This window comes from Kitasatospora sp. LaBMicrA B282, from assembly GCF_050325825.1.
Classification (GTDB): Bacteria; Actinomycetota; Actinomycetes; order Streptomycetales; family Streptomycetaceae; genus Kitasatospora.
This window is the reverse complement of record NZ_JBNQTI010000005.1, coordinates 62957-80841: the sequence shown is the minus strand read 5'-3', so window position 1 is coordinate 80841 and position 17885 is coordinate 62957. Positions and strand designations below refer to the sequence as shown.

Below are 17885 nucleotides of genomic sequence, written 5' to 3'. Positions count from 1 at the left end.
CCGTCAGCCGGCGTCCCGCACCTGGCAGGTGAGTCGGGCGGTGCACACGCGCTTGCCCGTCGCGTCGGTGATGACGATCTCGTAGGTCGCCGAGGTGCGACCGAGGTGGGCGGCGGTGGCGACCCCGGTCAGCAGGCCGGAGCGGGCGCCGCGGTGGTGGGTGCAGTTGAGGTCGACGCCGACGGGGTACCGGGTCGGGCCGCCGTGCAGGGCCGCCGCCGTCGAGCCGAGGGTCTCGGCGAGGATGGCCGAGGCGCCGCCGTGGAGGAGGCCGTAGGGCTGGGTGTTGCCCTCGACGGGGAGCGTGCCGACGACGCGCTCGGCTGAGGCCTGGAGGATCCGGATGCCCATGCGGTCGCAGAGCGGGCCGGTGGTGAAGAGCACGGGCAGGTCGATGCCCGCGGCGGCCCACTCGTCCAGGGTCGGCTGGGGGAACACGGTCGTGGTCTGCTCGGGCATGCGCGTCGGGCTCCGGGGCTCGCGGAAAAGCTACAGGCTTGTAGCTTCAGTACCGTAGCTTCAGCCGTATCGCTTTGCCAAGGCTAGAATCCGGGGCATGGCCCGAGCGCAGCGCACCCCCAAGCGGCCCTACGCTCCGCGGCTGCCACCCGCCGAGCGCCACGAGCAACTGCTCGACGCCGCACTGGAGATCATCAACACCGACGGCGTGTCCGCCGTGTCCGTCGACGCGGTCGCCCGCCTCGCCGGCGTCACCCGCCCGGTGGTCTACGGCCTCTTCACCGACTCCGACCACATCCTCTGCGACCTGCTCGAACGCGAAGGGGCACGCGCCCTCGCCCAGCTCGTCGCGGTCATCCCGACCGAGCTGACCGACGCCGACACGGCCGACCCCACCGACGCCTTCACCGGCGTCGCCCGCGGCTTCTTCGACGCCGTCCTCGCCAACCCGGCGCGCTGGCGCGCCATCCTGCTGCCCGTCGACACCTCACCGGCGCCGGTGCGCCGGTACAAGGAGAGCGTCGACGCCACCGTCCGCGCGCGCTTCGCCGAGATCACCCGACGCTTCCTCCGGGACCGCCCCGGCACCGAGACCGTCGACGTCGAACTCCTCGCCCACCTCCTGCTCACCACGCTCGAGGACGGCGGCCGGCTGCTGCTGCACGACCCCGTCACCTACCCGCCGGAGCGGCTCACCGACCTGGCGCGCTTCCTGATCGAGACCTTCGTCCGCCGCTACCCCCGCGCCACGGCGTGACGCCCGCGGGGAGCCGTCACGCCTTGCGCGGCACGTCGGTGCGGGTCACGTCGGTGCGGGTCACGTCCGTGCGGATCACGTCCGTGCGGATCACGTCCATGAAGGCGCTGACCGAGAACTCCGCGTTCCCCACCCCGGGCCTGCCGTAGCCGGGCGGGACGGGGAGGGCGTAGTGCTCGAAGGTGTCGCGCCAGGCCCGCAGCAGCTTCACGAAGTACTCCAGCGGCGGCCCGTCCTGGCGGCCGAGGTTGCTGGTGGGCTCCGGGCACCAGGTGGTGAACCGGGGGACCACGCCGCGGCGCATGAAGAAGTCCAGGCCCTCGGTGGTCGAGGCGATCGCACGGTCGATGTCGGTGAAGCCGTGCGGGCGCGCCATCTCGACGCCGCCGACGAAGTTGGGGATGACGTGGGTCGGGCCGAACACCTCCGCGGCGTCCAGGATGCGCTTGACCCACTCGTCCCGACCGACGTATCGGTCCTTGCCCGGGCAGATCCAGTTGAACAGCTCGGCGTCCCAGACCTCGTAGTTCGGGTGGTAGATGCGATAGCCGGCGTCGTGCAGCATCTTCACCTCGTCCAGCGGCAGCGCCTGGACGACGGCCTTGGGGATCCAGCGGCCCGGGAACCGGGACTCGATGGCCTCGGCGAAGCGAGCGTAGAACTCGCCCTCGCGCATGCCGTCCAGCTTGCGGGTGATCGAGCCGCCGGTGACGGTGTAGGCCTTCGTCACCTCGTCGTGCGCGTTGATCAGCGTCATCGCCTCGACGATGTCGTCGATCTCCTTGACGGCCGTGTACTCCCGGCCGTTGGCCCGCTGCTGACGGAAGTTCTCGTTCAGGTCGCAGAACCGGCACTCCTCGTCCCGGCCCCAGTACTGGCACAGCCGGTAGACGGTGAGGTAGACCAGGTACCCCCACTCGATCGCCGGGGCGATCTCGCTGATCTTCCGCCCCGAGGACAGCACCTGCCCGTAGTAGGCGGGGATCGGCGGGAACTCCAGGTCCGCCAGGTACCGGCCCTCGCAGCTCAGCGTGAGCTTCCCGTCCCGCAGCTCCACCCGGTACGGGCTGTCCGGTGCAACCCGCGTCGAGACCACGGTCCGCCGCAGGTCGTAGGGGCCACCGGTCATCCGGATCTCCTCCGGCGCGCGGAACGCGGCGTGATCGGCCATCTCGGCGACCGGCACCAGGTCGAAGGTGAAGATGAAGTAGTCCTTCGGCTTGTAGCCGCTGGCCACCCGCAGGGCGTCCGGGCTGAACGCCAGCCCCTGGCGCAGGATGTCCTGCTTGACCACGGCCTCGGGCGGCAGGTCCGGGAAGGCGGCCATCATGCGTTCCAACTCGCGCGTCGTCGCCGAGCCGTCCACCGTGTCCTCGACAGCCATCCTCGACCTCGCCTTCCACCTGTTCCGGCTGGGACTCGACTATCCCACGGCGTCCGGCCGGCGGAGCGAGGGAGGTGACCGCGGACGGGTCGTGCCCCCCGCCCTCCCCGCTCCGCCGCTCCGCCGCGCGTCATCGTGCCCGTACCGCTCCACGAGGCGTGACCGCGGGCATGATGGCGGTCATGACCCACACCGCCCGCCGCATGTTCGAGCTCCTGGAGCCGATCTGCCTGGTCACCTTCTTCGCCGACGAGTGCAACGAGGAGCTGGCCGCGCTCGGCCACCGCACCTACTGGGACGGCTACTTCGCCAGCCGCGCCGCGCCGCTGGGGCGGGTGCCGGCGCAGGTCGTGCACGCGGCCTTCTACAGCTTCGCCGACGGGGAGGCCGCCCGGCACATCCCGAGCGCGTGGGAGACGATCCCGCCCGAGGCGTCGCTCGCCGCGCGGGAGCGGGGGAGTGCGGCCTCGGTGCGGCGGATCCTCGGCGACGAACTGGCCCGCTCCCCGGGCCTGCTGCGCGCCGCCGACCTGACCACCAAGGCCGCGACGGGCGCGCCGATGGACGGCCGGGTGATGTACGCCGGGATGCGCACCGTGGCGGTGCCGAGCGACCCGGTCGCCCGGCTGTGGCACTCCGCGACCATGTTGCGGGAGCACCGTGGTGACGGGCACGTCGCGGCTCTCCTCGGTGCGCGCATCGGCGGCACGCAGGCCCACGTGCTGGAGGCGCTGGCGCAGGGCATCCACCCGCCGGAGTCGTTCGGGCGCCTCCACCACCTGCCGAAACTCCGGCTGGCCGCGGTCATGGCCGGCCTGCGCGAGCGCGGGCTGGTCGACGCCGACGGCCGGTTCACCGAGGCGGGCCGCGAGCTCAAGCAACGCATCGAGGCGCTCACCGACGAACTCGCCGCCCCGCCGTACGACGCGCTGTCGCCCGCCGAGCTCGACGAACTGGTCACCGAGCTCGAACCCATCACCGCGAAGCTCGTGGCCGCAGGGTCGCGGTGACGAGCTGCGCCTGACGGGGGCGCGGAATCGCTCGACGGACGGCGGGGCCGGCCGGCGGTCCGAGTATTTGACCCACAGGACAAATACTCACTACGGTAGGGCCATGGGCAGGCCGAAGAGCTTCGAACCGGACGTGGTCATCGCGCAGGCGATGGAGACGTTCTGGACCAACGGCTATGCCGGCACGTCCCCCGCCGACCTCGCCGAGGCGACCGGCGTGGCCAAGGGCAGCCTCTACCACTCCTTCGGCTCCAAGCGGGAGTTGTTCACCAAGGCGTTGGACCGCTACGGCCGGATGGGGGCGGAGGTGACCGAGGAGTTCCTCGCGCAGCCGGGTACCGCCAAGGAGCGGATCCGCGCCTACTTCGTGCTGCTCGTGGACATGGACCTGGACGGGCCGGTCCGGCGCGGGTGCCTGGCGCAGAACACGGTCGAGGAGTTCGGTGGGCGGGATGCGGAGGTCACCCGCAAGGTGCACCGCATCGAGGAGCGCATGATCGAGCTGTTCGCGGCCCGCATCGCGCAGGGGCAGCGGGACGGTGACGTCGACCGGGACGTCGACGTCAGGGCGCAGGCACTCTTCCTCCAGACCACCCTGGCGGGGCTGCGGGTCATGGCCAAGACGTTCGACCGGCCGGTCCTGCTGCAGATCATCGACACGGCCCTGGCGGGTCTCTGAGGCTCGACGCCTCGTCCGGTCGTCCGGCGGCTTTTCGCGCCCTCATTTTAGACCTCTAGTTCAAGAATCAGTCATCCACGAAGGGGAGATCATGGACCTCGGCATCAGCGGAAGGACCGCGCTGGTCACCGGAGCGAGTCGTGGCATCGGCCTCGCGATCGCACAGACCCTCGCCGCGGAGGGCGTCCGGGTGGTGGGTGCCGCCCGGACCGTCACCCCCGAGCTGGAGAAGGTCGCCGCCGCGGCCGTCTCCGTCGACCTGAGCACCCGCGACGGCGCGCGGTCGATCGTCGACCGGACGCTCGCCACGGTCGGCGGGATCGACTTCCTGGTCAACAACGTCGGCGCGGGCGACCCGGACGGGCTGTCCCTCGGCGGGTTCCTGGACGTCGACGACGAGCAGTGGCAGACGATCTTCGACCTCAACCTGTTCAGCGCGGTGTGGACCACCAAGGCGGCGCTGCCGAGCATCCTGGAACGCCAGGGCGCGATCGTGAACATCTCCTCGATCAACGCCCGGATGCCCAGCGGCTCGCCGGTCGGATACGCCGAGGCCAAGGCGGCGCTCACCCAGTTCGGGAAGCGGCTCAGCGAGGAGCTGGCGCCGCGCGGCGTCCGCGTGAACACCGTCTCCCCGGGCGTCGTCGCCAGCCCGCTGTGGACCGACCCGGAGGGATTCGGTGGCAGGGTGGCCGCCGCGTCCGGAGTGGGCCACGACGAGCTGCTCGCAAGCCTGCCAGGGCAGTTCGGCGTCGCCTCGGGGCGCCTCAGCGAGCCCGCGGAGGTGGCGGACCTGGTCGCCTTCCTGCTGTCCGACCGTGCCGCCAACATCCACGGCGCCGACCACGTCATCGACGGCGGCACCCTCAAGACCGCCTGACCGGGGGCTGGTTGGCCAACCGGACGCGACTGCGGCCCTGTCCCACAACGCCTTCCTCCGCCACAGAGCGGGTTGGGGGGGCTGACCAGTGCCGACGCCCGTTCGCCTTTACAGATCCAGGACGACCTCCGTGGTCGGTCTGCTGCAGCAGATCAGGACCTCGTCGGGCTCGGGGGCTTCGAGCGGCTCGGCGACGTAGTCGACCCCGCCGGAGACGAGCGGCGTCACGCAGGTGTGGCAGACGCCGGTGCGGCACGACCACCGGGTGGGGATGTCGCACGCCTCGGCGAGGGTGAGCAGCGAGTCCTGCTCCTGGGGCCAGGGGGTGGTGATGCCGCTGCGGGCGAAGGTCACCAGTGGGCCGGTGCCCGGTGCTCCCGCGGGTGGGTGGGGGCGGACCGCGCTCACCGAGGTCACGCCCGGGTTGACCGGGGGCAGGGCGCTGAAGAGTTCCCGGTGGATCCGCTCGGGTGCCAGGCCGTGCGTGGTCAGGTGTTCGGTGAGGGCGTCCATGAAGCCGGCCGGCCCGCACAGGTAGGCGTCGGCGTCCTGGGGGACGCCCATGTCGGCCAGGGCTTTCGCAGTCAGGCGCCCCGCAGTGACGTGGGGTGGCAGGCCGGGCCCGGCAGCGGTGTAGCGCACGTGCTCGTGGGCGTCGGGGAGTTGTCCGAGCAGCGCGTGCGCCTCGTCGGCGAAGGCGTGCTGGGCTCGTCCGCGGGCCGTGTGGATCCACCACACCGGACGCGGGTCCCGCGTGGCGGCCAGCTGCGCCAGCATGGCCAGCACGGGGGTGACTCCGATGCCCGCCGAGAGCAGGACGACCGGCCTGCTCCCGGCCTCCAGCACGAAGCTGCCGCGGGGGCTCGCGACGTCGACGACGTCGCCCGCCCGCAGCGTCGCGTGGATCCAGCCGCTGACCAGCCCGTGCGGTTCCCGCTTGACGCTGATCCGGTAGGCGTCCGCTCCCGGCGGCGAGGAGAGTGAGTAACTGCGCACGGCCGGCGCCTCGTTGCCGGGCCGGACACGGACGGAGAGGAACTGCCCGGCCTGCGCCGGGGGCAGGGTGCTGCCGTCCGTGCTCACCAAGTTGATCGAGGAGACGGTGGTGGTCTCCTGGACGATCGACGCGACGCGCATGGGTCTGAAGCCCGGCCAGCCGCTGGGCCGGGCGGGTTCGGGGCGCTCGAGCAGTTCCCTGAACGACTGCTGCCACCCCGGGCTGAGCGCAGGGACGTTCAGGGCCCGGCGCAGGGTGTCGGGGTCCCGGCCGGGAAGGTAGAGCAGGGCGTCGGTGGCGGCCACGCTCAGCTGCTCGGGGCCCTTGCCGAGGAGGACGATCTCGTCCCCTGCCTGCACCCGGCCCTCGGTCAGCACGCGCAGGTAGAAGCCGGGACGGTGGTGCGAGACCAGTAGTGAGGCCATGTCGGCTCGCCCGAGGCGCATGCCGACGCGGTAGCAGGTGACGCGGGGCTGGGTGACCTCGAACTCGGCCTCGCCGACCCGGTAGCGGTCCCCGATGCACACCTCGTCGTCGGGCAGGCCGTCGACGGTGAAGTTCTCACCGAAGGTGCCGAAGGTCAGGTCGTCGCGGCCGAGCGTCCTGGTCCAGTAGGTGTAGGACTGGGCCTGGTAGACCAGTACGGCCCTGATCTCGCCGCCGTGCCCGCCGAGATCGCCCTGACCATCACCCTCGATGTTGAGGCGGCGCACCATCCGCGGGCCCGACACCGGGGACTTCCAGATCCCGGTACGGACGCTCCGACCCTGCCAGGTGACATCGGCGGGCAGGCCCACGTTGACCGACAGCAGCGTCCCCATCATGGTCTCCTACGTGATGCGACCGGCCCGGATCCTCCAAGTTTTCCACGCTCGTGATCGCCCGAGCCGGTGGAGCCCATTGGCCTTTTCGTGTCTTGGCATCGCAACTGCGAATATCATCGGTGGACCACTCGCGAAAGGCCAAGCTGTGCGCACCGCGCTCTTCGTGACCTGCCTGAACGACGCGCTCTTCCCGCGGTCAGGACAGGCCGCCGTCACCCTGCTGCGTCGGCTCGGGGTGGAGGTGGAGTTCCCGCCCGGGCAGAGCTGCTGCGGGCAGCTGCACTGGAACACCGGCTACCGCGCCGAGACCGCCCGCCTCGCCCGGCACTTCGTGGACGTCTTCGGTGGGTACGACGCCATCGTCGTCCCGTCCGCCTCCTGCGGCGGGATGCCGGCCGAGGCGTACGAACGCGTTGCCGAGACCGTCGGCGACACGGGCCTGGCCCGCGCCGTGCGTGAGCTCGCTCCCCGGGTCCACGAACTGACGACGTTCCTGACGGATGCGCTCGGCGTCGAGGACGTCGGAGCGTACTTCCCGCACCGAGTCACCTACCACCCCACCTGCCACAGCCTGCGTGCTGCTCCGGTCGGTGACCGACCGTACCGTCTGCTGCGGGCCGTGGCCGGGATCGAGTTCGTCGAACTCCCCGCGCAGGAGGAGTGCTGCGGATTCGGCGGCACGTTCTCGGTGAAGAACCCGGCCGTCTCCGGGGCGATGAACGCCGACAAGGCCCGCCACGTCCTGGAGACCGGCGCGAGCGTGCTCGCCGCCGTCGACAACTCCTGCCTCATGAACATCGGCGGCCGCCTCACCAAGGACGGGCACGCCGTCCGCACCATGCACCTGGTGGAGATCCTGGCCCGCACCCCCGCGGACGGTCCGGTCGACGACCTTCCCCGCTCGACGCCGGAGCCGGCCCGATGAGCCGCACCTTCGTGGGCTGGCCCGCCTTCCCGCAGGCCGCTGCCGCCGCCACCCGTGACGAGCAGCTGCGCGCCAACGTCGCGCGCGCCACGGGCACCATCCGCGCGAAGCGGGCCAAGCTCGTCGCCGAGCGACCCGACTGGGAAGAGCTGCGCGATGCCGCCGCCGCGCTCAAGGACGACGTCCTGGCGCACCTCGACACCTACCTGCTCCAGGTCGAGGAGCAGGTGACCGCCGCCGGCGGCACTGTCCACTGGGCGCGCGACGCCGCCGAGGCGAACCGGATCGTCACCGACCTGGTGCTCGCCACCGGAGAGCGCGAGATCGTCAAGGTCAAGTCCATGCTCACCGAGGAGATCGGCCTCGACAACGCCTTGGCGGTCGCCGGGGTCGACGCCCGGGAGACCGACCTGGCAGCCGCCATCGTGCAGCTCGGCGACGATCTGCCCTCCCACGTCGTGGTGCCCGCGCTGCACCGCAACCGGGCCGAGATCCGCGACATCTTCGTCCGGGAGATGGGTCGCCACGGCCGGCCCGCCCCCGAGGGCCTGAGCGACGACCCGCAGCAGCTGGCCGAGGCCGCCCGCCTGCACATGCGGGAGAAGTTCCTCAAGGCCAAGGTCGCCGTCAGCGGCGCCAACTTCCTGGTCGCCGAGACCGGCACCGCCGTCGTGGTCGAGTCCGAGGGGAACGGGCGGATGTGCCTGACCCTGGCCGACACCCTCATCTCCGTCGTGGGGCTGGAGAAGGTGGTACCGACCTGGCGCGACCTGGAGGTCTTCCTGCAGCTGCTGGCCCGCAACGCCACCGGCGAGCGGATGTCCCCGTACACCACCACCTGGACCGGAACCACCCCGGGCGACGGCCCGCAGACCTTCCACCTGGTCCTGGTCGACAACGGCCGAACCCGCGCCCTCGCCGACGAGGTCGGGCGCCAGGCCCTGCGCTGCATCCGCTGCGGCGCCTGCATGAACATCTGCCCCGTCTACGAACGCACCGGCGGCCAGAGCTACGGCTCGGTCTATCCGGGCCCCATCGGAGCGATCCTCAATCCGCTGCTCAAGGGCCCCGACGACGCCCAGACCGCCTCCCTGCCCTACGCCTCCTCGCTCTGCGGCGCCTGCAACGACGTCTGCCCCGTGCGCATCCGCTTCACCGACGTCCTGCTGGAACTGCGCCACCAGGTCGCGGAGGGCGATGCCAGGATCAAGCACCCCGGCGAGAAGGCCGCCCTGCGGGCCGTCGGCGCAGTGATGGAGCACCCCGCCGCATGGAACACGGCTGTCCGGGCGACGGGCAGGGCACGCCCGCTGGTGCCGAAGAAGCTGCCCGGGCCACTCGGCGGCTGGACCGACAGCCGCGCGGTCCCCGACATCCCCAAGGAGTCCTTCCGGGCTTGGTGGAAGCGCACGGACGGAGGCACCAAGTGACCAGCGCCCGTGACGAGATCCTGGCCCGGATCCGGACCGCCACCGCTGCGCTGCCCACGGATCCGGTTCCGGTGCCGCGCGCCTACCTGCGCACCGCTCCCGGGACCGATCCCGGTGACCGCAGTGCGGTGCTGGCCCTCTTCGCCGAGCGGCTGGCGGAGTACGGTGCCGCCGTCCACCACACCACCACCGCCGAGGTGGCCTCGACCCTCGCCGCAACGCTGCCCCGCGGGCCGGTCCTGGTACCTGCGGGTTTTCCCGGCACGTGGCTGGGGGAGTGGACCGGCGCAGCCGTGGCCGACGAGCCGCCACTTCCCGACACCCGACTCGACACGCTGGAAGCGGTGTTGACGACCTGCGCGGTGGGCATCGCGGACTCGGGCACCCTCGTGCTGGACGCCGGCCCCGGTCAGGGTCGGCGTGCCGCCACGCTGCTGCCCGACTGGCACGTGTGTGTGGTCACCGCCGACCAGGTGGTCTCATCCCTGCCGGAGGCCGTGCAGCGCCTTGACCCTCGACGGCCGCTGACCTGGATCAGCGGCCCCTCCGCGACGGCCGACATCGAGATGATCCGTGTCCAGGGCGTTCATGGCCCCCGGCGCCTGACCGTCCTGCTGGTCGGTCCTCGACGCACCTGATCGCCAGGTTCTGACTGCCCATCAGCCAGTCGATTCTCCAGCGGCCCGAGCCCCGAGGCGCAGCTGCGGTACGGCAGGATGGAGTCCGCCGCCGGCGGTTCCGGAGGTCCACATCCGGCAGGTGCCCGGACAGCCGGCATAAGCAGGTGCGAGGATGGGCGGCACTGTGACGACCCGGCAGATCCGCATGCTGCGCGCCGTGGTCTTCGCCACCCTGTGCGTGGCGTTGGCCGCCGCGGCGCACGTCAGCATGTCCGGGGCCGTGGCGCCCGGTCCGGTGCTGGCCGGGGCGTTCGCCGCGACGGTGGGCGCGACCTGGCTGCTGGCCGGGCAGCGGCGCGGGGCGGTGGTGATCGGTGGGTGGATGGTCTGCCTGCAGGCGGCACTGCACCTGCTGTTCGAGGCCACCGCGCGGGTGCCCGCCGGGCCGGTCCAAGGTCTGCGCGGCACACCCGATTGGGTGAACCTGCTGCTCTGCACCCCCGGCGGGGCCAACCCGCCCGGGATGACCCCGAGTCAGCTGGCCGTGATGGCCGGCATGGACCCCGGGACGCTGTCCTCGGGCACCATGCCGGGCATGAGCGGCATGGCCGGGATGAGCGGCATGGGCGGCGGGCACGTCGTGGCGGGCCTGGACTGGGGGCCGTCGGTGGCCGGGATGTCCCTCGGGATGCTGGCCGCCCACCTGCTGGCCGCGCTGGCCTGCGCCCTGCTGCTGTGGCGGGGCGAGAGCGCGCTGGTCGGCCTGTTCGAGGCGCTGCGCGCGCTGGCCGGGGCCGTTCTGCCGGTGTTCGTGCTGCTCGTGCTGTCCCCGCTCGACGGTGAAGCTCCCGCGCGGGTGCGTCGGCGACCCACCCGCACCCGGCTGCCCCGCCTGGTGGCGCTGTCGCACGCCGTGGTCCGGCGTGGACCGCCGCTGCTCGCCCTGACTTCCTGAAGCGCCCGCCCCACCCGGACCCGATCGCTCGGGCCACGCCGCTCGGCGTCGCCCGGGGTTGCCCCCCGGCCGTCTGCCGGGGGAGACGCCGTCCGGTGGGTCCGCGGGCTGGTCGCCCCTGCGCAGCCGACCGCCGTGTCGCGCCGACGCCCAGGGGCAGGCCGCCGCACCCCGTCACCCCGCCGCGTACCCGGCCTCGGCCGGCTCCCGCCGTCGGTGGCGCGCCCTGACGCCCAGGGCCGCTTCGTGATGCCCGTTCCCGCCGAGCGGTCAGCGGTGTGGGGTGTCGGCCGGCATTGACCCCTTCGACGGTTCCGCCCGCGCGGCGCCGTCCCCGTTCCTGCCGTCAGGATCCTTGATGAGCATCAGCAGTACCGTCGCCACCCGCGACACCGTCACGCTCCGCCCACCCCTGCGTACCGAGCGCGTCGAGCACGGCGGAGAGCAGCCGCTGCTCCTGCTGCGCGGTCGGCCCCGCAGCGGTGCGGGTCACCTCCCGCAGCCGGCGGACGTCGGCCAGCCAGCGGGCGCAGTCGGCACACCGTGCGAGGTGCGCGCGGTCCGGCGGCCTGCGGTGGTTCTCGTCCCCGGCCTCGCAATCCAGTTCGGCGGACATCGAGGAACGGAAGTCTGCGCAGCTCATGGGCCCATGCTCCCGCACCCGCCGGCGGACGCGACAGCGACGTCGGCCGCCGACCGCACGCCGGGCACGGAGGCGGGCCGTGGATGACGAGCAGCTGACCGCCCTGGCCCTGGCGGCGCGGCAGGGGTGCCCGGCGGACGTCGAGGCGTTCGTCCGGGCCACCCAGCAGGACGTCTGGCGGTTCGTCGCGTACCTCACGGACGTGGAGTCCGCGGACGACCTGGCCCAGGAGACCTTCCTGCGGGCCTTGCGCGGCCTGCCGAGCTTCGCCGGCCGTTCCTCCGCGCGCACCTGGCTGCTCGCCATAGCCCGGCGCACGGTGGTGGACCGCTACCGCAGCGCGGCGGCCCGGCCGCGGTGCGCCGCGTTGGCCGACTGGCAGGTGGCGGCGGAACTCCGGCCGGCGTCGACGACCGGCTTCGAGGAGCGCATCGCGCTGACGGACCTGCTGGACTCGCTGCCCGCCGAGCGGCGGGAGCCCTTCGTCCTGACCCAGGTGGTCGGGCTCAGCTACGCGGAGGCGGCCGCCGTGACCGGCTGCCCGATCGGGACGGTGCGCTCGCGGGTGGCCCGGGCCCGGGACCAACTCGTCGCGTTGCTGCGCTCGGCCGAGTCCGACTCCGAGGTCACCGACGCCGGGGCCATCGACGCCCAGCCCACCGGCTCCCAGCCCACCGACTCCCAGGCCACCGACGCCCAGGCCTCCGGCGGCCCGAGCCCGGGCCCCGGGGGCCGCCGGGTGGGCACGTCGGCCCTGGCCGCCTGACCGCGCCGCTTCCCCTTGCCCTTCCCCTTCCCACGACATCCGAGCTCCGTCCGCCGGTGGCCTGCCGGCGGACCCCGATCTGGAGAACGCCTTGACTTCCATGACCACATCCGTGCCCGGCGCCGGCGCCGGGGCGCGCACCGGCCGGGTCCTGCTCGGCTTCGCCCTGCTGCTGGTGCTGCTCTTCGCCGCCTCGTACGCGGTCGGGCGCTGGGTGGGCCCGACCACCTCCGGGCCGGCGCGGCCGGCCGGCGGGTCGACGAGTACCGACCGGCCCGGCATGCGGATGGCTCCGCTGCCGCCGCTGGTCGCTGCGACGGTGTCGCGATGAGCCGGCCCGCCGCCGCCCCCGGTGCCGGTGCCGGCACCGGTGCCGAGGAGACGACCACAGAGCTGGTCACGACGGACCTGGCCGTGGGCGGCATGACCTGCGCCGCCTGCGTGTCACGGGTGGAGAAGAAACTGGCCCGGCTGGACGGGGTGCGCGCCGGGGTCAACCTGGCCACCGGGCGGGCCCGGGTGCTGCACCCCGCCGACCTGCCGGTGGCCCGGCTGGTGGCTGCCGTCGAGGGTGCGGGGTACACGGCCGAGCCGGTGACCGAAGGCGCCGTCGTGGCCGCGGCCGCCGAGGACCCGGTCGAGCGGCTGCTGTTGTTGATGGTCGCGGTGCACGCGGTGCCGGTGATCGTGGTGTCCATGGTCCCCGCCCTTCAGGTGCGCGGCTGGCAGTGGTCCTGCTTCGCCCTGGCGGCCTACGTGGTGACGATCGGGTCCGCGGTCTTCCACCAGCGGGCCTGGCGCGCGCTGCGGCACGGCACCGCGACCATGGACACCCTGGTCAGCCTCGGCGTGCTGGCCTCCTTCGGCTGGTCGGCGTACGCGCTGCTGTTCGGCGGCGCCGGCGCGCTCGGGATGCGGATGCCGTTCACGCTCGGCGCCACCCCGGGCGGCGGCGCCGAGATCTACCTGGAGGCTGCGGTCGGGGTACCGCTGTTCGTGCTCTGCGGCCGGTACCTGGAGGGCCGGGCCCGGGCCCGCACCGGCTCGGCGCTGCGGGCGCTGGCCGAGCTCGGTGCGAAGGAGGTCTGCCTGCGCGAGGACGGCGGCGAGCGCCTGGTCCCGATCGAACAGCTGCTGCCCGGACGGGAGTTCGTGGTCCGGCCGGGGGAGAAGGTGGCCACCGACGGCGTGGTGGTCGAGGGCGGTTCGGCGCTCGACCTGAGCCTGCTCACCGGCGAGAGCGTCCCGGTGGAGGTCGGCCCGGGGGAGCGGGTGGCCGGTGGCACGATCAACGTCGGCGGCACGCTGCTGGTGCGGGCCACCGCGGTCGGCGCCGACACCCAACTCGCCCGGATCACCGCGCTGGTGACCGAGGCGCAGGCCGGCAAGGCGCGGGCGCAGCGGCTGGCCGACCGGGTGGCCGGGGTGTTCGTGCCCGTCGTGCTGGGGATCGCCGTCTGCGTGCTCGGGTTCTGGCTGGGCACCGGGGCCGGCTCGGCGCGGGCGCTCACGGCTGCCGTCGCGGTGCTGGTGGTGGCCTGCCCGTGCGCGCTCGGCCTGGCCACGCCCACCGCGCTGCTGGCCGCCACCGGGCGGGGCGCGGAGCTCGGGGTGCTGGTGCGGGGGCCGGAGGTCCTGGAGAGCCTGCGCCGGATCGACACCGTGGTGCTGGACAAGACGGGCACCCTGACGGCCGGTCGGATGACCCTGGCGGCGAGCACGGCGGCGGACGGGTTCGACCGCGCCGAGGTGCTGCGGCTGGCTGCCGCGGTCGAGCAGCGCTCGGAGCATCCGCTCGCGCGGGCGCTCACCGCCGCCGCGCCGCAGCCGCTGCCCGCCGTCACGGACTTCCGGGCCACCCCCGGGCTCGGGGTGGCCGGCACCGTCGAGGGCCGGCGGGTCGCGGTGGTGCGACCGGACGCCGGCGCGGACGGCGGTGTCCTGCCGGCGAAGCTGCGCGAGGCGCTGGCCCAGGCCGAAGCGGTCGGCCGAACCGCGGTGGTGGTGGAGGTGGACGGACGGGCGGCCGCCCTCCTCGCGGTCGGGGACACCCTGCGGTCGGGCAGCTACCGTGCGGTGCACCGGCTGCGCGGGATGGGCCTGACGACCGTGCTGGCCACCGGCGACCGGGCGGGCGCGGCCCGCGCGGTGGCCGAGGAGCTGGGGATCAGCGAGGTGCACGCGAGTGCCTCGCCCGAGCGCAAGGCCGAGCTGGTCGGCGAGTTGCGGGCGGTCGGGCGCAGCGTGGCGGTGGTGGGGGACGGGGTGAACGACACCGTCGCGCTCGCCGCCGCGGACCTGGGCATCGCGCTGGGCTCGGGCACGGACGCGGCGATCGGGGCGGCCGGGCTGACGCTGGTGCGCGGCGACATCGAGTCCCTGGTGACGGCGGTGCGCCTGGCCCGGCGGACCCTGGCCACCATCCGGGCCAACCTGGTGTGGGCGTTCGGCTACAACGCCGTGCTGATCCCGTTGGCGGCGGCCGGGCTGCTCAACCCGATGATCGCCGCGCTCGCCATGTCGGTGAGCTCGCTGCTGGTGGTGGCCAACAGCCTGCGCCTGCGCACCTGGCAGCCCGCCAGGCGCAGGCAGGGCGGCGCCCGGTTCGGCCGTTGAGGCCGGCCGCCGTGAAGTTCGCCCGAAGAATCAGTCATGCGTTCGGAACTTCCGGCGGCCCGCGGCCGACTGGTGTGCCGGGCTCCGTCACCCGACGGCGCCCGGCACACCGGAAGGGCAGACCATGCAGCAGGACCACGGGCGTCCGCACGGCCCGGCACCGGCCCCCGGCGGCGGTGCCGTGGACCCCGCCGGGCCAGGCGAACGGGCCGTCACCGCGGACCGGTGGAGCCTGGTCGCGGTCGCGGGGCTGCTCTCCTTCGTGGTCATGCTCGACATGAACATCGTCAACGTGGCCCTCCCCGACCTCTCCCGCGACCTCCGCGTCTCCGTCGCGAGCGCGCAGTGGGCCGCACTCGGCTACCAACTTCCCGTGGTGGCCCTGCTGCTGCCGGCCGGGCGCTGGCTGGACCAGGTCGGCACCCGCCCCGCGCTGCTGACGGCGGTCGGCGGCTTCGCGCTCGGCAGCGCGGCCGCGGCGGCCTCCCCCTGGGCGGCCGCTCTGATCGCCGCCCGCCTGCTCCAGGGCGTCTTCGGCGCGGTGCTGTTCGTGCTGATGCCGGTGCTGGCCGCCCGGTCGGTGCGGCCCGAGCTGCGCGGGCGGGCGATGAGCGTGACCGCCACCCTGGGACCGCTCGGCGCGGTCGCCGGGCCGGCGGTCGGCGGTCTGCTGCTCGACCACCTCGGCTGGCGGGCGATCTTCCTGGTGAAGCTGCCGGTCTGCGCCGCCGCCCTGCTGATCGCCCACCGGTACGCCCCGCGCGGCGGCGCGCTGCGGCGGCCCGACCGCGCCGCGCTGGCGGACGCCGCGCTGATCGGGGCCGCGGTCACGGCACTGCTGCTGGCCCTGACCCTCGCCCCGGGGCACCCCGGGTGGCTGCTGCTGGCCGGGCTGGCCGTACCGCCGGCCGTCCGGTGGGGGCGCGGCCCCGGTGCGCAGCCCGTGCTGCAGGTGCTCCGCTCGTCGCGGACCGCCGGGGTGCACGGGGCCGTCCTGGCCGTCGCGGCGGCCTTCGCCGCCATGCGCTACCTGCTCGCCCTGCACCTGCAGCGCGACGAGGCGGTGAGCGCCACCGCCACCGGTCTGACCCTGCTCTGCTTCCCCCTCGCCATGGGCCTGGCCGGGCCGCTCGGCGGGCGCCTGGCCGACCGGTTCGGCGCCGGGCGGGTCGCCGTGACCGGCGCGGGCCTGACCGCGCTCGGCCTGTTGCTGCTTCCGCTCGACACGCACTGGTCCCTGCCCGGCCTCGCCTGGCGGCTGGCGCTGGCCGGCAGCGGCATGGGCCTGTACGGCGGGCCGGTCCAGAACCTGGTGATGAGCGCGGCCCCGCCCGGGCGCCTGGCCACCGCCGGATCGGCGGTCCAGCTCGCCCGCAACCTCGGCTTCACCCTCGGCCCGGCCCTGGCCACCGCCGTCTGGGGCCTGGCCGGCAGCGACACCGCCGGGATCCGCGCCGGACTGGGCACGGCGGCCGGCGCCGCCTGCCTGGCCGTCGGTCTGCTGGCCCTGCACCGCCGCCGCGGGCCGGCGCCGGCGCCGGCCTGAGACCCCCGCACCCCGCCCGTTTCCTGCGCACCCTGGAGGAATGCTCCCGTGACCCCACCCGACCACGCCCCCGCCGCCGAGGCCCGCTGCCCCGTCACCGGCGCCACCGCCGGCGAACCGATCCCGCTGCTCGGCGCCGCCTACAAGAGTGACCCCTACGACCTCTACCGTGAGTTGCGCGCGGCCGGCCCGGTCCACCGGGTGCGCTTCCCCAGCGGCATCGCCGCCTGGCTGGTCACCGGCTACGACGCCGCCCACCACACCCTGAACGACCCGCGGCTCGGCAAGAACCACGCGCTGGGCAACGACTACTGGCGCAGCCTGGCCTCGATCATGCCCGAGCCACAGCACTCCCAGCTCCAGGTCCACCTGCTGCACCAGGACCCGCCCAAGCACACCGCCATGCGCCGCCTGGTGCTGGACGCCTTCGCGCCGCGCCGGATCGAGGAACTCCGCCCGCGTTTCCAGCAGTTGGCCGACGACCTGGTCGACGCCCTGCCGGCCGCGGGCGGCGCCGACCTGGTGGCCGGCTTCGCCGCGCACTACCCGTTCCGGGTCCTCGCCGAGGTGATCGGCCTGCCACCAGAGCTGGCGGTGCGCTTCGACCGCGACTGGGGCAAGGTGGTCCAGCCGGTCGGCCCCCTGGACCCCGCGCGTCCGGTCTACGAGGCGCGGCTGCGCGCCCTGCAGGCCTACATCGCCGACGTCGTCGCCCACAAGGGCGCACACCGGTCCGACGACCTGCTCGGCCGCCTGGTGGCGGCCCGCGCCTGCGGAGAACTGAGCACGGAGGAGCTGGACTCGATGATCTTCCAGCTCCTGGTGGCCGGCCAGGAGCCGGTCACCAACCAGATCACCACCATGCTGGTCACCCTGTTCCGCCACCCCGACCAGCTGCTGCGGCTACGGGACGACCCCGCACTGTTGCCCCGGGCGATCGAGGAACTCCTGCGCTACGACAGCGCCTTCGAGCTCACCACCTGGCGGTTCTTCGCCGAGGACAGCGACCTGCACGGCACCCGGGTGCCGGCCGGCGACTCGGTCATCGTCTCGCTCTGCGCAGCCAACCGGGACCCCGACCGGTTCCCGGCGGCCGACACCCTGGACCTGGACCGCACCCCCAACGCCCACCTCGCCTTCGGCCACGGCATCCACTTCTGCCCCGGCGCCGCCCTGGCCCGCACCGAACTCCAGGTCGCCGTCGGCACCCTGCTCGCCCGCCTACCGGGCCTGCGCCCGGCCGGTGACCTCGACCAACTGACCTGGATCCCCGCCGTGCTGGCCCGCGGCGTCAACCAGCTGCCCGTCGGCTACGACCAGCGCGTCTGACGTCCGCCTGACCCACCGCCCGAGGGCCCCGGCCGCGCGAACCGCCGGGGCCCGACCCCGCCATG

17 protein-coding genes are annotated in these 17885 nt (G+C 73.8%); 13 read left to right on the top strand and 4 right to left on the bottom strand.

Translation table 11 applies throughout. The features are described from left to right. Positions 1-3 precede the first annotated feature (3 nt). Positions 4-459, bottom strand: a complete 456-nt coding sequence (locus ACQRUO_RS02850) for a PaaI family thioesterase (protein WP_428314064.1) — start codon at positions 457-459, stop codon at positions 4-6. 97 nt (positions 460-556) lie between these two features. Here ACQRUO_RS02850 and ACQRUO_RS02845 point away from each other — a divergent pair, with 97 nt between their 5' ends. Continuing rightward, the gene (locus tag ACQRUO_RS02845; RefSeq protein WP_428314063.1) at positions 557-1216 is read left to right on the top strand and encodes a TetR/AcrR family transcriptional regulator; all 660 of its coding nucleotides are present in this window, start codon (positions 557-559) and stop codon (positions 1214-1216) included. A 16-nt stretch (positions 1217-1232) separates the two neighbouring features. On the opposite strand, the gene ACQRUO_RS02840 is transcribed toward ACQRUO_RS02845, so the two are convergent. Further along, positions 1233-2600, bottom strand: coding sequence for a radical SAM protein (locus tag ACQRUO_RS02840; RefSeq protein ID WP_428314062.1), 1368 nt, complete (start codon positions 2598-2600; stop codon positions 1233-1235). A gap of 182 nt (positions 2601-2782) precedes the next feature. On the opposite strand from ACQRUO_RS02840, the gene ACQRUO_RS02835 reads away from it, so the two are divergent. The 3 genes from ACQRUO_RS02835 to ACQRUO_RS02825 all read left to right on the top strand — a co-directional run bounded on the left by ACQRUO_RS02835 (position 2783) and on the right by ACQRUO_RS02825 (position 5169). Then, positions 2783-3610 carry an SCO6745 family protein gene (locus ACQRUO_RS02835; protein WP_428314061.1) on the top strand — a complete coding sequence of 276 codons (828 nt, stop codon included), beginning with the start codon at positions 2783-2785 and terminating at the stop codon, positions 3608-3610. 103 nt (positions 3611-3713) lie between these two features. Next, positions 3714-4289: a TetR/AcrR family transcriptional regulator gene (locus ACQRUO_RS02830; protein WP_428314060.1), complete on the top strand. Its 576-nt coding sequence runs from the start codon at positions 3714-3716 to the stop codon at positions 4287-4289. A gap of 91 nt (positions 4290-4380) precedes the next feature. Further along, entirely contained in the window at positions 4381-5169 is a 789-nt protein-coding gene (locus ACQRUO_RS02825; protein ID WP_428314059.1) for an oxidoreductase, read from the top strand. Between the two features lie 108 nt (positions 5170-5277). Here the strand turns inward: ACQRUO_RS02825 and ACQRUO_RS02820 are convergent, their stop codons facing one another. Continuing rightward, positions 5278-6987, bottom strand: coding sequence for an MOSC domain-containing protein (locus ACQRUO_RS02820; protein ID WP_428314058.1), 1710 nt, complete (start codon positions 6985-6987; stop codon positions 5278-5280). Between the two features lie 148 nt (positions 6988-7135). Between ACQRUO_RS02820 and ACQRUO_RS02815 the strand changes: the two genes are divergently transcribed. From ACQRUO_RS02815 to ACQRUO_RS02800, 4 genes are all read left to right on the top strand, one after another. Continuing rightward, entirely contained in the window at positions 7136-7915 is a 780-nt protein-coding gene (locus ACQRUO_RS02815) for a (Fe-S)-binding protein (protein ID WP_428314057.1), read from the top strand. Then, complete coding sequence (locus tag ACQRUO_RS02810) at positions 7912-9345, top strand: lactate utilization protein B (RefSeq protein WP_428314056.1); 1434 nt, start codon at positions 7912-7914, stop codon at positions 9343-9345. Before ACQRUO_RS02815 ends, ACQRUO_RS02810 begins: the two co-directional genes overlap by 4 nt. After that, positions 9342-9983: a LutC/YkgG family protein gene (locus ACQRUO_RS02805; protein ID WP_428314055.1), complete on the top strand. Its 642-nt coding sequence runs from the start codon at positions 9342-9344 to the stop codon at positions 9981-9983. The genes ACQRUO_RS02810 and ACQRUO_RS02805 overlap by 4 nt, the downstream gene beginning before the upstream one ends. Positions 9984-10137: 154 nt before the next feature. Next, positions 10138-10920 carry a hypothetical protein gene (locus ACQRUO_RS02800; protein WP_428314054.1) on the top strand — a complete coding sequence of 261 codons (783 nt, stop codon included), beginning with the start codon at positions 10138-10140 and terminating at the stop codon, positions 10918-10920. Between the two features lie 346 nt (positions 10921-11266). Here the strand turns inward: ACQRUO_RS02800 and ACQRUO_RS02795 are convergent, their stop codons facing one another. Then, the gene (locus tag ACQRUO_RS02795; protein WP_428314053.1) at positions 11267-11563 is read right to left on the bottom strand and encodes a hypothetical protein; all 297 of its coding nucleotides are present in this window, start codon (positions 11561-11563) and stop codon (positions 11267-11269) included. Between ACQRUO_RS02795 and ACQRUO_RS02790 the strand changes: the two genes are divergently transcribed. From ACQRUO_RS02790 to ACQRUO_RS02770, 5 genes are all read left to right on the top strand, one after another. Then, positions 11562-12329 (top strand): sigma-70 family RNA polymerase sigma factor, encoded by a 768-nt coding sequence (locus tag ACQRUO_RS02790; protein ID WP_428314052.1) that lies wholly within the window; start codon positions 11562-11564, stop codon positions 12327-12329. The two genes, ACQRUO_RS02795 and ACQRUO_RS02790, sit on opposite strands and share 2 nt — an antisense overlap. Before the next feature lie 100 nt (positions 12330-12429). Further along, positions 12430-12660 carry a hypothetical protein gene (locus ACQRUO_RS02785; RefSeq protein ID WP_428314051.1) on the top strand — a complete coding sequence of 77 codons (231 nt, stop codon included), beginning with the start codon at positions 12430-12432 and terminating at the stop codon, positions 12658-12660. Next, positions 12657-14945 carry a heavy metal translocating P-type ATPase gene (locus ACQRUO_RS02780; RefSeq protein WP_428314050.1) on the top strand — a complete coding sequence of 763 codons (2289 nt, stop codon included), beginning with the start codon at positions 12657-12659 and terminating at the stop codon, positions 14943-14945. Before ACQRUO_RS02785 ends, ACQRUO_RS02780 begins: the two co-directional genes overlap by 4 nt. A 124-nt stretch (positions 14946-15069) precedes the next feature. Continuing rightward, entirely contained in the window at positions 15070-16491 is a 1422-nt protein-coding gene (locus tag ACQRUO_RS02775) for an MFS transporter (protein WP_428314049.1), read from the top strand. Between the two features lie 120 nt (positions 16492-16611). After that, a complete protein-coding gene (locus tag ACQRUO_RS02770; protein WP_428314086.1) occupies positions 16612-17820 on the top strand; it encodes a cytochrome P450 family protein in 1209 nt (402 codons plus the stop codon). The last annotated feature ends 65 nt before the right edge of the window (positions 17821-17885 follow it).

What these genes read in the sequence shown, in the direction of transcription:
- ACQRUO_RS02850 (WP_428314064.1), bottom strand. Translation starts at nt 459, where the DNA reads ATGCCCGAGCAGACCACGACCGTGTTCCCCCAGCCGACCCTGGACGAG.
- ACQRUO_RS02845 (WP_428314063.1), top strand. Translation starts at nt 557, where the DNA reads ATGGCCCGAGCGCAGCGCACCCCCAAGCGGCCCTACGCTCCGCGGCTG.
- ACQRUO_RS02840 (WP_428314062.1), bottom strand. Translation starts at nt 2,600, where the DNA reads ATGGCTGTCGAGGACACGGTGGACGGCTCGGCGACGACGCGCGAGTTG.
- ACQRUO_RS02835 (WP_428314061.1), top strand. Translation starts at nt 2,783, where the DNA reads ATGACCCACACCGCCCGCCGCATGTTCGAGCTCCTGGAGCCGATCTGC.
- ACQRUO_RS02830 (WP_428314060.1), top strand. Translation starts at nt 3,714, where the DNA reads ATGGGCAGGCCGAAGAGCTTCGAACCGGACGTGGTCATCGCGCAGGCG.
- ACQRUO_RS02825 (WP_428314059.1), top strand. Translation starts at nt 4,381, where the DNA reads ATGGACCTCGGCATCAGCGGAAGGACCGCGCTGGTCACCGGAGCGAGT.
- ACQRUO_RS02820 (WP_428314058.1), bottom strand. Translation starts at nt 6,987, where the DNA reads ATGGGGACGCTGCTGTCGGTCAACGTGGGCCTGCCCGCCGATGTCACC.
- ACQRUO_RS02810 (WP_428314056.1), top strand. Translation starts at nt 7,912, where the DNA reads ATGAGCCGCACCTTCGTGGGCTGGCCCGCCTTCCCGCAGGCCGCTGCC.
- ACQRUO_RS02800 (WP_428314054.1), top strand. Translation starts at nt 10,138, where the DNA reads ATGGGCGGCACTGTGACGACCCGGCAGATCCGCATGCTGCGCGCCGTG.
- ACQRUO_RS02790 (WP_428314052.1), top strand. Translation starts at nt 11,562, where the DNA reads ATGGGCCCATGCTCCCGCACCCGCCGGCGGACGCGACAGCGACGTCGG.
- ACQRUO_RS02795 (WP_428314053.1), bottom strand. Translation starts at nt 11,563, where the DNA reads ATGAGCTGCGCAGACTTCCGTTCCTCGATGTCCGCCGAACTGGATTGC.
- ACQRUO_RS02785 (WP_428314051.1), top strand. Translation starts at nt 12,430, where the DNA reads ATGACCACATCCGTGCCCGGCGCCGGCGCCGGGGCGCGCACCGGCCGG.
- ACQRUO_RS02780 (WP_428314050.1), top strand. Translation starts at nt 12,657, where the DNA reads ATGAGCCGGCCCGCCGCCGCCCCCGGTGCCGGTGCCGGCACCGGTGCC.
- ACQRUO_RS02775 (WP_428314049.1), top strand. Translation starts at nt 15,070, where the DNA reads ATGCAGCAGGACCACGGGCGTCCGCACGGCCCGGCACCGGCCCCCGGC.